Genomic DNA, 13,432 nt, shown 5'->3' with positions numbered 1-13,432 from the left:
CCGCAGGTGCCTGACATCGTGCAGGTCAGGCAGCCTCTGCGCGCTTCGGTGTCTGACACCCTGCGGGAGTCAGACACCTGTCTGCCTGTCTGACCGTGGCACCTGTCTGGCCCTGCTGTCGCTCGTTCGCCATTGTGTTCGGCCAAATGGCTGTCTTTCCGTCCCGTATATGTCTTAATATTTCTGTGTTTTACTAATTAAATAACCCGCTGGGCCGGTCGCGGCAGGGGCGCGGGGACAGGAGCAGACATGGGCGACGAGGCGGTACTGCAGCTGACGCTGGATCCGGACACCCGGGTGCTGGCGGCCACCTATGCGCCCGCCGGCGACGGCGCGGCGGCGGGGCCGGGCTGGGACGATCTGGCCGCGGCCGCGCAGGCGCGGGGCTGGGGGCCCGAGGTGCTGGATCATTCCAGCGTGGCGGCTTTTGTGGCGCAGTGCCGCGAAGCGGAGCCGGGCACGCCCGTGGCGGGCCCCGTGGGCGCCGTGCTCGACGGCACGCTGCGCATCGACATCGAACCCGACCGCATGGCCGCCCTGCTGACCCTGACGGCGGCGCGCGGCGGCCGCGCCGTGACCCAGGACGACATCGGCGCGGCGCTGGCCGCGCAGGGCGTGGTGGCGGGCATCGACAACGGCGCCCTGCGCGAAGCACTGCGGCAGGGGCACTGCGAGGCGCTGCCGGTGGCGCGCGGCGTCTCCGCCCAGCCGGGCACGCCCACCCGCTTCGACAGCCTGGTTCCCAGTCCGCTGGCCCGGGTGCACGATGACGACGCGCCGGTCGATTACCGCGAGCTGGGCAGCCTGGTGCTGGTGCAGCCGGGCACGGCGCTGGTGCGGCGCGTGCCCGCCGTGCCGGGCGTGGCGGGCCTGGACGTGCTGGGCCAGCCGGTGCCGCCCGAGCCGGTGCCCGACCTGCCCTTTGCCGCCGGGCTGGCCGGCGTGGCGCCCGACGAGCAGGACCCCTGCCTGCTGCGTGCGACGGCGGCCGGCGCGCCGATGCTGCTGCCGCAGGGGGCACAGGTGAACTCGGTGGTGGAAGTCGACGCCGTGGACCTGAACTCGGGCAACATCGATTTCGACGGCACCCTGCGCGTCAAGGGCGACATCACCGCCGGCATGACCGTGCGGGTCAGCGGCGATGTGGTGGTGGCCGGCACGGTCGAGGCCGCGCATATCCATGCGGGCGGCAGCCTGACCGTGAACGGCGGCATCATCGGCATGACCGAAGCGGCGCCGGGCGACAGCGCCGCCGGCCCGCGCACCGCGCAAGTGCAGTGCGAAGGCTCGGTCAAGGCGCGCTTCATCGAACACGCCGCCATCAGCGCCGGCCAGCAGGTGGCGGCCGAGCGCGAAATCCGCCACAGCCGCGTATTGGCCGGCCACAGCGTGATGGTGGGCCCGCCGGGCTCGCAGCAAGGCGTGGTCACGGGCGGCGAGGTCTGTGCGCTGCATGGCGTGCGCGCGGGCACGCTGGGCTCGATGGCCGCGGTGCCCACGGTGGTGCGTGTGGGCCTGGATCCGCATGCCGAGGCGCGCCGCGCCGACCTGAAGGCTGCGCGCGCGCGTCTGGACGAAGAAAAGGCCAAGCTGGAAAAGGTGCTGATGTTCCTGCAGATGCATCCGGAAAAGGCGGCCGCCGGGGTCGGCGAACGCGCCCGCAACACCTATGCCAAGACGTGCGCCGACCTGCAGGACCTGGACCACCAGGAAGCCGAGCTGGAACGCCGGATGCAGCCGCTGCAATCGGCGACGATCAGCGCCGCCAAGCGCTACTTTGGCGGGGTGACGCTGCAGGTGGGCATCAAGGTGACGACCCTGCTGGAAGACCGGCCCGGCGGCAAGGCCTGCCTCGAAGCCGGGCAGCTGGTCATCCGCTGAGGCGGCCGGCCTCAGGCCGCCGGGATCAGCGCGGTGACTTCGATCTCGACCTTGGCGCGGTCTTCGATCAAACCGGCCACCTGGAACGCCGTCATGGGAGGAAAATGGCGGCCGATCACTTCGCGGTAGTGCCTGCCGATCTCGGGATACGAGGCCACGTACTCGTCTTTGTCGGTCACGTACCAGGTCATGCGCACGATGTGCTCGGGGCGGCCGCCGCCTTCGGCCAGGATGGCCGCGATGTTTTCGAGCGTCTGCCGCACCTGGCCGGCGAAGTCGTCGGTCTCGAACTGCTGCTGGCCGTTCCAGCCCACCTGCCCGCCCACGAACACCAGCCGGTCGCCCACCGCAACCTGCGCCATCACGCCGTTCGAATATCCCCGCGGCGGCATCCAGCCCGGCGGTTGCAGAATCTTCATGGGATCATCCTGTAATAAAAAACGCCTGCATGCGCTGGCGCAGGTCGTCGGGAATGGCGGTGGAGCGCATGGTGCGCAGGTTCACCGTCACGATGGTCAGCGCCGCTTTCAGCCGCGCCCCGCCGTCGGGGCCGACAAAGCGCACATCGGCGGCGAACGACGCCCCGCCGATGCGCCGCACGCCGAGTTCTTGCCGCAGCTTCTCGTGCCAGCGGCTGGGCGCGGTGAAGTCGCACTGCACCGATGCCAGCGGCGTGCCGATCTGCCGGTCGACATGCAGGGCATGGAAAGGCAGGCCCATGCCCTTGTCGAACCACTCTTCGACAAAATCGTTGATCATCTCGAAGTAGCGCGGATAGAACACAATGCCGGCCGGGTCGCAATGCCGGAAGCGCACTTCCACTTCGCTGACAAAAGGGGCTGCCATGGCGGTCCTGGGTAAGCGGGTTCAGGCCATCTTGCGCAGCGCGAAGCGCTGCAGCTTGCCGGTTTCGGTGCGCGGCAGCGCGTCGACGAACACGACGGCGCGCGGATACTTGTACGGGGCGATCGCGGCCTTCACGAAGGCCTGCAGCGCCGCCGCCATTTCGGGGCCGGCCTCGAAGCCGGGCTTGAGCACCACGAAGGCCTTCACCAGCTGGCCGCGCTCGTCATCGGGCGCGCCCACCACGCCGCATTCGGCCACCGCCTCGTGGCGCAGCAAGGCGTCTTCGACTTCCGGGCCGGCAATGTTGTAGCCGGCCGAGACGATCATGTCGTCGTTGCGCGCCTGGTAGAAGAAATAGCCGTCGTCATCCTGCACAAACGTGTCGCCCGGCAGGTTCCAGCCCTGCTGCACGAAGCGGCGCTGGCGCTCGTCGGCCAGGTAGCGGCAGCCGGTTGGGCCCTTCAGCGCCAGGCGGCCCGCCGTGCCATTGGGCACGGGCTGCATGTTCTCGTCGACCACGCAGGCCACGTAGCCCGGCACCACCTTGCCGATGGCGCCCGGGCGCACCTGGTCGGGCGGGCTGGACACGAAGACGTGGATCATCTCGGTGCCGCCGATGCCGTCGATCATTTCGATGCCGGTGGCCTGCTTCCAGAGCTGGCGCGTGGCGTCGGGCAGCGCTTCACCGGCCGACACGCTTTTGCGCAGCGAGCCGATGTCGTACTTGCCGGCAAGCGCCGCCATCTGGCGATAGAACGTGGGCGCCGTGAACACGATGGTGGCGCGGAAATCCTGGATCAGTTCAAGCAGGCCGTCGGGCGTGAGCTTCTCGGCCAGCACGACGCTGGCGCCCACGCGCAGCGGAAAGCACAGCAACCCGCCCAGCCCGAAGGTGAAGGCCAGCGGCGGCGTGCCGCAGAAGATGTCGTCGGGGCCGGGCTTGATGACGTGGCGCGGAAACAGGTCGCACATCGCCAGCACGTCGCGGTGGAAGTGCATGCAGCCCTTGGGCATGCCGGTGGTGCCGCTGGTGAATGCGATCAGGCAGACATCGTCGGCCGCGGTGTCGCAGGCGGCGAAGTCGTCGGGCTTGGCGGCCGCGAGCGCGTCCAGCGCGTCGGGCGCCGGGTCGTTGAACAGCATGACCTGCCGCAGCTCGGGGCAGAAATGCTCGTGGCCGGCCTGCATGCAGTACTGCGCCTCGGCGCGCAGCTGCGCGTCGCACAATATGGCCGACACCTGGGCCTTGCCGATGATCTGCTTCAGTTCTTTGGCGCGCAGCAGCGGCATGGTGGGCACGGTTACCAGCCCCGCCTTGATGGCGGCCAGCCAGGCGGCGGCCATCATGGGGTTGTTGGGCCCGCGCAGCAGCACGCGGTTGCCGGGCACCAGCTTCATGTCTTCGGCCAGCACGCGGGCGATGCGGTTGGTCAGCGCCTGCAGCTCGGCGTAGCTCAGCGTGGCGGCCGCGCCGTCGCGGCGCCAGCGCAGCGCCGTGCGCTGGCCGTGGCCGCGGGCGACCATGGCATCGACCAGCTCGACCGCGCAATTCATGCGCGCCGGATAGGCCACATCGGGACCGTCGAGCAGGAACTCGGGCCATTCGTCGGCGGGCGGCAGGTGGTCGCGGGCGTAAGTATCCAGGTGGGCAGAGCGTTCCATGAAATTCCCCTTGGCAATGCGATAAGCGGCCGCCTGCTAGTCCTTCAGCAGCTCTCTGGCAATGATCAGCTTCTGGACCTCGGTGGCGCCTTCGTAGATGCGCAGCGCGCGGATCTCGCGGTAGAGCTTTTCCACCGGCACGCCCGACACCACGCCGGCGCCGCCGAACATCTGCAGGGCCCGGTCGATGACGGCCTGCGCCGATTCGGTGGCGGCCATCTTGGCCATGGCCGCCTCGCGCGTGGTGCGCACGCCCCGCACGTCGCGCAGCCAGGCGGCGCGGTAGGTCAGCAGGGCCGCGCCGTCGATGGCGGTGGCCATGTCGCCCAGCGCGGCCTGGGTCAGCTGCAGGTCGGCCAGCGCCTGGCCGAACATGCGGCGCCCGCGGGCCCGCGACACGGCCTCGTCCAGCGCGCGCCGGGCAAAGCCCAGGGCGGCCGCCGCCACCGAGGCGCGGAAGATGTCCAGTGTCATCATGGCCAGCTTGAAGCCCTGCCCCGGCTCGCCCAGCCGCTGGCTGGCGGGAATGCGGCAGTTGTCGAACGCCAGCGTGGCCAACGGGTGCGGCGCCATGACATCGATGCGCTCGGCGATCTCGAGGCCCGGCGTGCCGGCCTCGACCACGAATGCGCTGATGCCGCGCGCGCCCGGCGCTTCGCCGGTGCGGGCGAACACGCAATAGAAATCGGCGATGCCGCCATTGGATATCCAGGTCTTGGCGCCGTCGAGCACATAGTGGTCGCCGTCGGCGCGCGCGCTGCACGCCAGCGCCGCCACATCGGAACCGGCATCGGGTTCGGACAGCGCGAAAGCCGCAATGGCCTGGCCGGCGGCCACGCGCGGCAGGTACTGGCGGCGCAGCGCATCGGAGCCCATCAGCGCGATGGCGCCGCTGCCCAGGCCCTGCATGGCCAGCGCGAAATCGGCCAGGCCGTCGTGCCGCGCCAGGGTTTCGCGCAAGATGCAGACCATGCGCGAATCGACCTGGGGCAGCGCGCCGCCCCAGGCGCCATCCGGGCCGGCCGGCACGCAGTAGCGCAGCCAGCCGGCCTGGCCCAGCGACGCCACCAGCTTGCGGCAAGCCGCGTCGGTGTCATGGTGGTCGATATCGGCCAGCGCGTCGACGCACCAGGCTTCGAGCTCGCCCGCCAGGGCGCGATGGCGGTCGTCGAAAAACGGCCAGTCCAACCATGTCGTGTCAGCCACCTCAATCTCCTTCGAATACCGGCTTGCGCTTGGCCACAAAGGCCTCGTAGGCGCGGCGGAAGTCGCGCGTCTGCATGCAGATGGCCTGCGCTTCGGCCTCGGCTTCGATGGCCTCGTCCACGCCCATGTTCCATTCCTGGTGCAGCAGCTTCTTGGTGACCCCGTGCGCGAAGGTGGGGCCGGCGGCCAGCTGCGCGGCCAGGGCCTGGGCCGCTTCGAGCAGCGCGGCACTGTCGTGCAGGCTGTTGAAGAACCCCCATTGCGCGCCTTCGTCGGCGCTCATGGCGCGCCCGGTGTACAGCAGTTCCGATGCCCGGCCCTGGCCGACCACGCGCGGCAGCAGGGTGCAGGCGCCCATGTCGGCGCCGGCCAGCCCCACCCGGGTGAACAGGAAGGCCGTGCGCGCGGCCGGCGTGCCCAGCCGCAGGTCGGACGCCAGCGCCATCATGGCGCCGGCGCCGGCGCACACGCCGTCGACCGCCGCCACGATGGGCTGCGGGCAGGCGCGCATGGTCTTGACCAGGTCGCCGGTCATGCGGGTGAAATCCAGCAGTTCGGGCATGCTCATGCGGGTCAGCGGGCCGATGATTTCGTGCACGTCGCCGCCCGAGCAGAAATTGCCGCCCGCGCCCGTGATCACCACCACCTTGATGTCGGTGGCGTAGACCAGCCCGCGGAACAGGTCGCGCAGCTCGGCGTACGAATCGAAAGTCAGCGGATTCTTGCGTTCGGGCCGGTTCAGCGTAATGGTGGCCACCTTGCCGTCGGCCGACACCTGCCACAGGAACGTGCGGGCGGCGTAATCGGCGTACGGGCGCCGGTGGTGCTTCATGGTGTGCTCGGGAAGCGCGCTGTTCATGGGGTCTCCTGGGTGGGGCTCAGCCGGGCATGACTTCACCGCCGTCCACGGCGATGGCCTGGCCATTGATCGACGCCGAGGCCGGCAGGGCCAGCCAGGCCACGGCTTCTGCCACTTCATCGGGCTGCACCAGCCGGCCCTGCGGGTTGCGGGCCGCCAGCTCGGCGCGGGCCTGTTCGGCCGTGCGGCCGGTTTTCTGCATGATGTTGTCGACCGCGCCGCGCACGATGTCGGTTTCGGTAAAGCCGGGGCATACCGCGTTCACGGTGATGCCCTTGCGCGCCACTTCCAGCGCCAGCGCCCGGGTCAGGCCCACGACGCCGTGCTTGGCCGCGCAATAGGCGCTGACGTACGGATAGCCGATCAGGCCGGCGGTGCTGGCCACGTTGACAATGCGCCCCCAGCCGGCGGCCAGCATGCCCGGCAGCGCGGCCTGGATGCAATGGTAGGTGCCGGTAAGGTTGACGGCCAGCATCGCCTGCCACAGGGCCGCGTCGGTGCGCTCGAAGCGCTGGCTGGCCGCCTGGCCGGCATTGTTGACCAGGATGTCGATCGCGCCGCCGGCCTGCGCGGCCTGGTCGAAAGCGGCTTGCACCGAGGCCTGGTCGGACACGTCGGCCGCCACGGCGCGCACGGCGCCCGGCCCGCCCAGCGACGCCACCGCCGCATCGAGCGCGGCGCGGTCGCGGCCCAGCAGCGTAAGCGCGGCGCCGCGCTGCAGCAGGGCCTGGGCGCAGGCCAGCCCGATGCCGCGGGCGCCGCCCGTGACCAGGGCGTGGCGGCCTTCCAGCGGGCGTGCGGCGGCGTTCATTTGGCGTCCTGTTGCGCCAGCATCGCGGCGCGTTCGAAGTTGGTTTCCAGCTGCCGCTTGCCGGCGGCGTACTGGCGCGGCCACGCGGTGTCGCAGTAGCCCACGCGGGCCGCCTCGCGCAGTGTCCAGGAAGCATCGGCCAGGTGCGGGCGCGCCAGGGCGCACAGGTCGGCGCGGCCCGAGGCGATGATGCCGTTGGCATGGTCGGCCTCGAAAATGGCGCCCACCGCGATGGTGGCGATGCCGGCTTCGTTGCGCACCCGGTCGGCGAACGGCGTCTGGTACATGCGGCCATACACCGGGTGCTGGTCGGGGCTGACCTGGCCCGACGAGCAATCGATCATGTCGGCGCCGGCGGCCTTGAAGCGGCGCGCGATCTCGACGGCATCGTCGGCCGTGATGCCGCCCTCGACCCAGTCGTGCGCCGAGATGCGCACCGACATGGGCCGGTCTTGCGGCCAGGCGTCGCGCACCGCGCGAAAGACTTCCAGCGGATAGCGCAGGCGGTTGTCCAGGCTGCCGCCGTACTCGTCGTCGCGCTGGTTGGTCAGCGGCGAGATGAAGCTGGACAGCAGATAGCCGTGGGCGCAGTGCAGTTCCAGCCAGTCGAAGCCGGCCTGGGCGGCGCGGCGCGCGGCGGCCGCGAAATCGTCGCGCACGCGGTCCATGTCGGCGCGGTCCATGGCGCGCGGCGTCTGCGATACGCCCGGCAGGTACGGCAGGGCCGAGGCCGACAGCAGCGGCCAATTGCCTTCGGCCAGCGGGTAGTCCATTTGCTGCCAGCCCAGCTGGGTAGAGCCCTTGCGGCCGGCATGCCCCAGCTGCATGCCGATGCGCGCGTCGCTGTTGGCGTGCACGAAATCGACAATGCGCGCGAAGGCGCCGGCCTGCGCGTCGTTCCACAGGCCCGGGCAGCCCGGGGTGATGCGGGCGTCGGGCGAGGTGCAGGTCATTTCGACCATGACCAGGCCGGCGCCGCCCAGGGCCCGCGCGCCCAGGTGCACCAGGTGGAACTCGCCCGGTACCCCGTCCACGCATGAATACATGGCCATCGGCGACACGACAATGCGGTTCTTGAGCTCGACGCCGCGCGCGCGGTAGGGCGTCAGCATGGGCAGGGGCGGCCGCGCGCCGGCATCGCCGCTCGCGCCGGCGCGCCCGGCCAGCCAGCGTTCGTAGCCTTCCAGCCAGCCGGCATCGCGCATGCGCAGGTTTTCGTGCGAAATGCGCTGCGAGCGGGTCAAGAGCGAATAGGCGAATTGTTCCGGGTCCAGCCCGGCATAGCGCTGCACGTTCTCGAACCATTCGGTGGAATTGCGCGCGGCGTTCTGGATTTTCAGCACTTCGACGCTGCGCACATCCTGGTAATGCTGCAAGCCTTGTTGCAGGCCGCCTTCGGCGCCGCCCAGGCAGCGGGCCAGCTCGATGGCGTCTTCCAGGGCCAGCTTGGTGCCCGAGCCCACCGAGAAATGCGCGGTGTGCGCCGCGTCGCCCATCAGCACCACCGGCACGCGGCGCGGGCCGCGCGGCGTATCCAGCGTGTTCCAGTGCACCCAGGTGTCGCAGATGACGCGCGGAAAGCGGATCCAGATGGCGGCGCCGCGCAGGTGCGAGGCGTTGCTGATCAGCTTGTGGCCGTCGAGCCAGGGCGCGAACAGTTTTTCGCAATAGGCGATGCCCTCTTCCTGGCTCATGTCGCCGATGCCGGCCGCCTGCCAGGTTTCTTCGGGCGTTTCCACGATGAAGGTCGACAGGCCGTCCTGGAAGCGGTAGGCATGGGCCTGGAACCAGCCATGCTCGGTCTGCACGAAGGCAAAGGTGAAGGCGTCGAAGACCTTGGTGGTGCCCAGCCATACGAACCGGCAGCGCCGCGTGTCGATGTCGGGCTGGAAGGTGCCGGCATAGCGCGTGCGCGCCTGGCTGTTGATGCCGTCGGAAGCGATGACCAGGTCGGCGTCGTATTGCCGCGCCACGGCCTGGTCGTCTTGCACGAAGGTTTCGAACACCAGCTTCACGCCCACGTCTTCGCAGCGCGCCTGCAGGATGTTCAGCAGCTTCTTGCGGCCGATGCCGATGAAGCCGTGCCCATGGGTGCGCACGCTGCGCCCCTTGAAGTGGATGTCGATGTCGTCCCAGTGGTTGAAGGCGTCGCCGATGGTGCGGGCCGAGACCGGATCGGCCTGGCGCAGGTTGTCCATGGTGGCGTCCGAGAACACCACGCCCCAGCCGAAGGTGTCGTACGGCCGGTTGCGTTCGATGACGGTGACTTCGTTGGCGGGGTCCTGCAGCTTCATCAGCAGGCCGAAGTACAGGCCGGCGGGGCCGCCGCCCAGGCAGACGATTTTCATTGCGCTACAGGCTCCGTGAACCGTGGCGGTGGCGAAACGTGCCGGCCGTCCAATTAGTTTAGGTTTCAACTATATACCGCAAGCGGGGGGTGCGCAAGGAATGCGGGTTTGTACTGGGGGGGTTGCGCTGGGTGGGGTGGGTTGTGTTCCTGGCCCGTCCCGCGTCGTCCGGGCGGGTGGGGGCGGCGCACGTGCGTCGGGCTCGGGCGCATGCAGGCGCCCTCGGTCTGCTGCGCAGACTTCCCCGCCGCCCAACGCGCCGCCCCCACCCGCCCGGACGACGCGGGACTCGGTCAGTGAATCGAACCGCCGCCCATGCCCTGTCACGGGTCTGGCTCCGCAGCCAGACCCCGTGCTGTTGAGACAGTCGTTGCAGACTTCGGTGTCTGACACCCTGCGGGAGTCAGACACCTGCCAAGGTTGCCGGCGCGCGAGTTATACCCCCAGGTAACGCTCCCACAGGCCGCGGTCGGCGTCCAGCGCGGCGGAATCGCCGCTCCAGACGGTTCGGCCGCGCTCGAGGATGACGTGGCGGTCGGCCAGGGCCAGCAGGCGCTCGACGTATTTGTCGATGACCAGGATGGTCTGCCCCGCGGCGCGCAGGGTGGCCAGGCATGACCAGATTTCTTCGCGCACCAGCGGCGCCAGGCCCTCGGTGGCTTCGTCCAGCACCAGCAGGCGCGGGTTGGTGACCAGGGCGCGGCCGATTGCCAGCATCTGCTGCTCGCCGCCCGACAGCTGGTTGCCCATATTGCGGGCGCGCTCGCCCAGGCGCGGAAACAGTTCCAGCACCCGCTCTACCGTCCAGGGCCGGGCGATGTCGGGGTTGCGGACGGCCGTGAAGGCGGTCAGGTGCTCGCGCACGGTCAGGTTGGGAAAGCACTGCCGCCCCTCGGGCACAATGGCCAGCCCGGCGCGCGCAATGCGGTCGGGCGTCCAGCCGCCGATGTCCTGCCCGGCAAAGCGGATGGCGCCGCCGCGCAGCGGCAGCTGGCCGAACAGCGTGCGCAGCAGTGTGCTCTTGCCCATGCCGTTGCGGCCCAGCAGTGTCACCACCTGGCCGGCGCCGATGTCCAGGTCGACGCCGAACAGCACCTGGCTGGCGCCGTACCCGCTTTGCACCGCCTGCATGCTCAACATGTCGTGGGCTCCGTGGCGGCCTCGTCTTCGCCCAGATAGGCCTGGCGCACGGCCGGGTTGGCGCGGATTTCGGCCGGCGTGCCGGTGGCGATGATGCGCCCGTACACCAGCACCGAAATGCGGTCGGCCAGACGGAACACGGCCTGCATGTCGTGCTCGACCAGCAGCATGGCGGCCTGCCCGCGCAGCGACTCGATCAGCTCGGTCAGGCGCAGGGTTTCGTCGGGCCCCATGCCTGCCATGGGTTCGTCCAGCAGCAGCACGCCGGGCCGCGCCGCCAGGGCCAGGGCGAATTCCAGCTTGCGCTGCTCGCCGTGCGGCAAGGTGCCGGCCGGGCGGTCGAGCAGGCTGGCATCGATGGCGCATTGTTGTGCCAGCGCGTGCGCCGTGTCGTGCAGCACCGCGTCGGCCGCGCGCGGCTTCCAGTAGCGGAAGCTGCTGCCGGCGTGCGCCTGCGCGGCCAGCAGCAGGTTGTCGCGCACGCTGAACGACTTGAAGATATTGGTGACCTGGTACGAGCGCGACAACCCGGCCGCCACGCGCTGGTGCGCGTTCAGCCGGGTGATGTCGTCGCCGCCCAGCGCCAGCCTGCCCTCGTCGGCGGCCAGCGTGCCGGACAGCAGGTGGATGAGGGTCGACTTGCCTGCGCCGTTGGGGCCGATCAGGGCGTGGATCTCGCCCGGCGCAAGTGTCAGGGATACGTGGTCGGTGGCCACCAGCGCGCCGAAGCGGCGCACCAGTCCTTCGGCCCGCAGGGCGGGCGTGCCGGCGGCGGGGGAAGCCGCGGTCATGGCCGCCCCCCGCGCGCAGCGCCGGCAAACCATGGCCCCACCAGCCCGGCCACGCCGCGCGGCGCGCCGAACACCACGCACAGCAGCAGGATGCCCAGCGGCAGGTGCCAGTATTCCGTCCACATGCGCAACGCCTCTTCGAGCGCCAGCATCAGTATTGCGCCGGCCACCCCGCCATAGCGCAGGCCGATGCCGCCCACCAGCACCATTACCAGCAGGTTGGCCGACTGTGTCCAGTGCATCAGGCTGGGCGAGATGAACAGGTTGTGGTTGGCCAGCAGCGCCCCCGCCAGCCCGGCGGCCGCGCCACTGAGCACGAAGGCGGCCAGCTTCAACCGGTAGACCGGATAGCCCAGGGCCTCCATGCGCGACTCGTTTTCGCGGATGCCCTGCAGGGCCGTGCCGAAGCGCGAGTCGACCAGGCGGCCGAACACCCACATCAGCGCGGCGAACAGTGCCAGCACCAGGTAATAAAAGCTGGTGCTGTCGGCCAGGTCGATGCCCGGCAGCAGCGAGTACCCGGACAGGTTCAGGCCGTCTTCGCCGCCGTACTGGCGCAGCGAGATGAACAGGTAGTACACCATCTGCGCGAACGCCAGGGTGATCATGATGAAGTACACGCCGCGCGTGCGCAGCGACACGGCGCCGATCAGCAGCGCCAGCCCCCCGGCCACCGCCGCCGCCGCCGGCCAGGCCAGCAGCGCCGCGTGGATGCCGGCCGCGTCCAGGATGCCGACCACATAGGCGCCGGCCCCGAAAAACGCGGCGTGCCCCAGCGCCACCATGCCGCCGTAGCCCAGGATCAGGTTCAGGCTGGTGGCGGCCAGCGCGTAGATCAGCATGCGGCGCGCCACCGACACATAGAAGTCCAGGCCCAGCGCCGCCGTGATGGCCGGAAGCAGCGCCAGCAACAGCAGCAGGCCCAGGGTCCAGAAAGTGGATCTGCGCATTGTTCAACCACGCGCCGGAAACAGCCCCGCCGGGCGGAACAGCAGCACGCCGGCCATGAGCAGGTAAATGGAAATGGCGGCCAGGGTGGCGGCCAGGCTGGACGCCATGGCCGGCGGCAGCACCTCGCGCAGCAGCATGGGCAGGAAAGCCCGGCCGGCGGTGTCGACCATGCCCACCAGCAGCGCCCCCACGAAGGCGCCGCGTATCGATCCGATGCCGCCGATGACGATGCACACCAGCACCAGGATCAGGATTTCTTCGCCCATGCCCACCTGCACGGCGGTGATGGGGCCCAGCAGCGCGCCGGCCACCGCCGCCAGCATGGCGCCCAGCACGAACACGCCCAGGAACAGCAGCGGCACGCGCACGCCCATCAGGGTGGCCATCTGGCGGTTGGACGCGCCGGCGCGCACCAGCACGCCCGCACGGGTGCGCGTCACGAACCAGTACAGGCCCACCGCCGCCGCCAGGCCGCAAGCGATGATCACCAGCCGGTAGGCCGGGTACATCAGGTCGGGCAGCAGGCGCACCGGGCCGGACAGCGCGGCCGGCAGGTTCAGCATGACCGGCGCCGGCCCCCAGATCATCTTGACCAGGTCATTGGCGATCAGAATGATCGCGTACGTGCCCAGCACCTGCGCCAGATGGTCGCGCACCGCCAGCCGGCGCACCAGCACCAGTTCCAGCGCTACGCCCACCAGCCCCGTGGCCAGCGCCGCCACCAGCACCGCGGCGGCAAACGAACCGGTGCGCTGCATGGTTTCGGCCGCCACATACGCGCCCGCCATGTACAGCGAACCGTGCGCCAGGTTCATGATGTCCATGATGCCGAAAACCAGGGTCAGCCCGGCGGCGATCAGGAACAGCATCAGTCCGAATTGCAGACCGTTCAGCAGTTGCTCGACGACCAGCGTCATCTAAGGCCCATTAACACGCA

At 70.0% G+C, this 13,432-nt stretch carries 12 protein-coding genes; 1 reads left to right on the top strand and 11 read right to left on the bottom strand.

Features of this window, described 5'->3' with window-relative positions; all coding sequences use genetic code 11:
* Positions 1 to 249: 249 nt before the first annotated feature.
* Positions 250 to 1,881 (top strand): DUF342 domain-containing protein, encoded by a 1,632-nt coding sequence (locus J2P76_RS09050; RefSeq protein WP_207406545.1) that lies wholly within the window; start codon positions 250 to 252, stop codon positions 1,879 to 1,881.
* An 11-nt stretch (positions 1,882 to 1,892) separates the two neighbouring features.
* On the opposite strand, the gene J2P76_RS09045 is transcribed toward J2P76_RS09050, so the two are convergent.
* The 11 genes from J2P76_RS09045 to J2P76_RS08995 form a co-directional block, all read right to left on the bottom strand.
* Entirely contained in the window at positions 1,893 to 2,300 is a 408-nt protein-coding gene (locus J2P76_RS09045; protein WP_207406544.1) for a RidA family protein, read from the bottom strand.
* 4 nt (positions 2,301 to 2,304) lie between these two features.
* On the bottom strand, positions 2,305 to 2,727 hold the full coding sequence (locus J2P76_RS09040; protein ID WP_207406543.1) for an acyl-CoA thioesterase: 423 nt from the start codon (positions 2,725 to 2,727) through the stop codon (positions 2,305 to 2,307).
* Between the two features lie 21 nt (positions 2,728 to 2,748).
* Positions 2,749 to 4,389 carry an AMP-binding protein gene (locus J2P76_RS09035; RefSeq protein ID WP_207406542.1) on the bottom strand — a complete coding sequence of 547 codons (1,641 nt, stop codon included), beginning with the start codon at positions 4,387 to 4,389 and terminating at the stop codon, positions 2,749 to 2,751.
* A 36-nt stretch (positions 4,390 to 4,425) separates the two neighbouring features.
* Positions 4,426 to 5,595 (bottom strand): acyl-CoA dehydrogenase family protein, encoded by a 1,170-nt coding sequence (locus J2P76_RS09030; protein WP_207406541.1) that lies wholly within the window; start codon positions 5,593 to 5,595, stop codon positions 4,426 to 4,428.
* A gap of 1 nt (position 5,596) precedes the next feature.
* Positions 5,597 to 6,454, bottom strand: coding sequence for an enoyl-CoA hydratase family protein (locus J2P76_RS09025; RefSeq protein WP_207406535.1), 858 nt, complete (start codon positions 6,452 to 6,454; stop codon positions 5,597 to 5,599).
* Positions 6,455 to 6,473: 19 nt separating this feature from the next.
* Positions 6,474 to 7,265, bottom strand: coding sequence for an SDR family NAD(P)-dependent oxidoreductase (locus J2P76_RS09020; RefSeq protein WP_207406533.1), 792 nt, complete (start codon positions 7,263 to 7,265; stop codon positions 6,474 to 6,476).
* Entirely contained in the window at positions 7,262 to 9,613 is a 2,352-nt protein-coding gene (locus J2P76_RS09015) for a bifunctional salicylyl-CoA 5-hydroxylase/oxidoreductase (RefSeq protein WP_207406531.1), read from the bottom strand. Before J2P76_RS09015 ends, J2P76_RS09020 begins: the two co-directional genes overlap by 4 nt.
* 435 nt (positions 9,614 to 10,048) lie before the next feature.
* Positions 10,049 to 10,753: an ABC transporter ATP-binding protein gene (locus J2P76_RS09010; RefSeq protein ID WP_207406522.1), complete on the bottom strand. Its 705-nt coding sequence runs from the start codon at positions 10,751 to 10,753 to the stop codon at positions 10,049 to 10,051.
* Positions 10,747 to 11,544, bottom strand: coding sequence for an ABC transporter ATP-binding protein (locus J2P76_RS09005; RefSeq protein ID WP_207406520.1), 798 nt, complete (start codon positions 11,542 to 11,544; stop codon positions 10,747 to 10,749). Before J2P76_RS09005 ends, J2P76_RS09010 begins: the two co-directional genes overlap by 7 nt.
* Complete coding sequence (locus J2P76_RS09000) at positions 11,541 to 12,494, bottom strand: branched-chain amino acid ABC transporter permease (RefSeq protein WP_207406518.1); 954 nt, start codon at positions 12,492 to 12,494, stop codon at positions 11,541 to 11,543. Before J2P76_RS09000 ends, J2P76_RS09005 begins: the two co-directional genes overlap by 4 nt.
* Positions 12,495 to 12,497: 3 nt before the next feature.
* Positions 12,498 to 13,412 (bottom strand): branched-chain amino acid ABC transporter permease, encoded by a 915-nt coding sequence (locus tag J2P76_RS08995; RefSeq protein WP_207406516.1) that lies wholly within the window; start codon positions 13,410 to 13,412, stop codon positions 12,498 to 12,500.
* Positions 13,413 to 13,432: the final 20 nt, after the last annotated feature.

The organism is Bordetella petrii (assembly GCF_017356245.1).
GTDB lineage: Bacteria > Pseudomonadota > Gammaproteobacteria > Burkholderiales > Burkholderiaceae_B > Bordetella_A > Bordetella_A petrii_D.
This window is presented reverse-complemented; position numbering and strand designations above follow the sequence as displayed.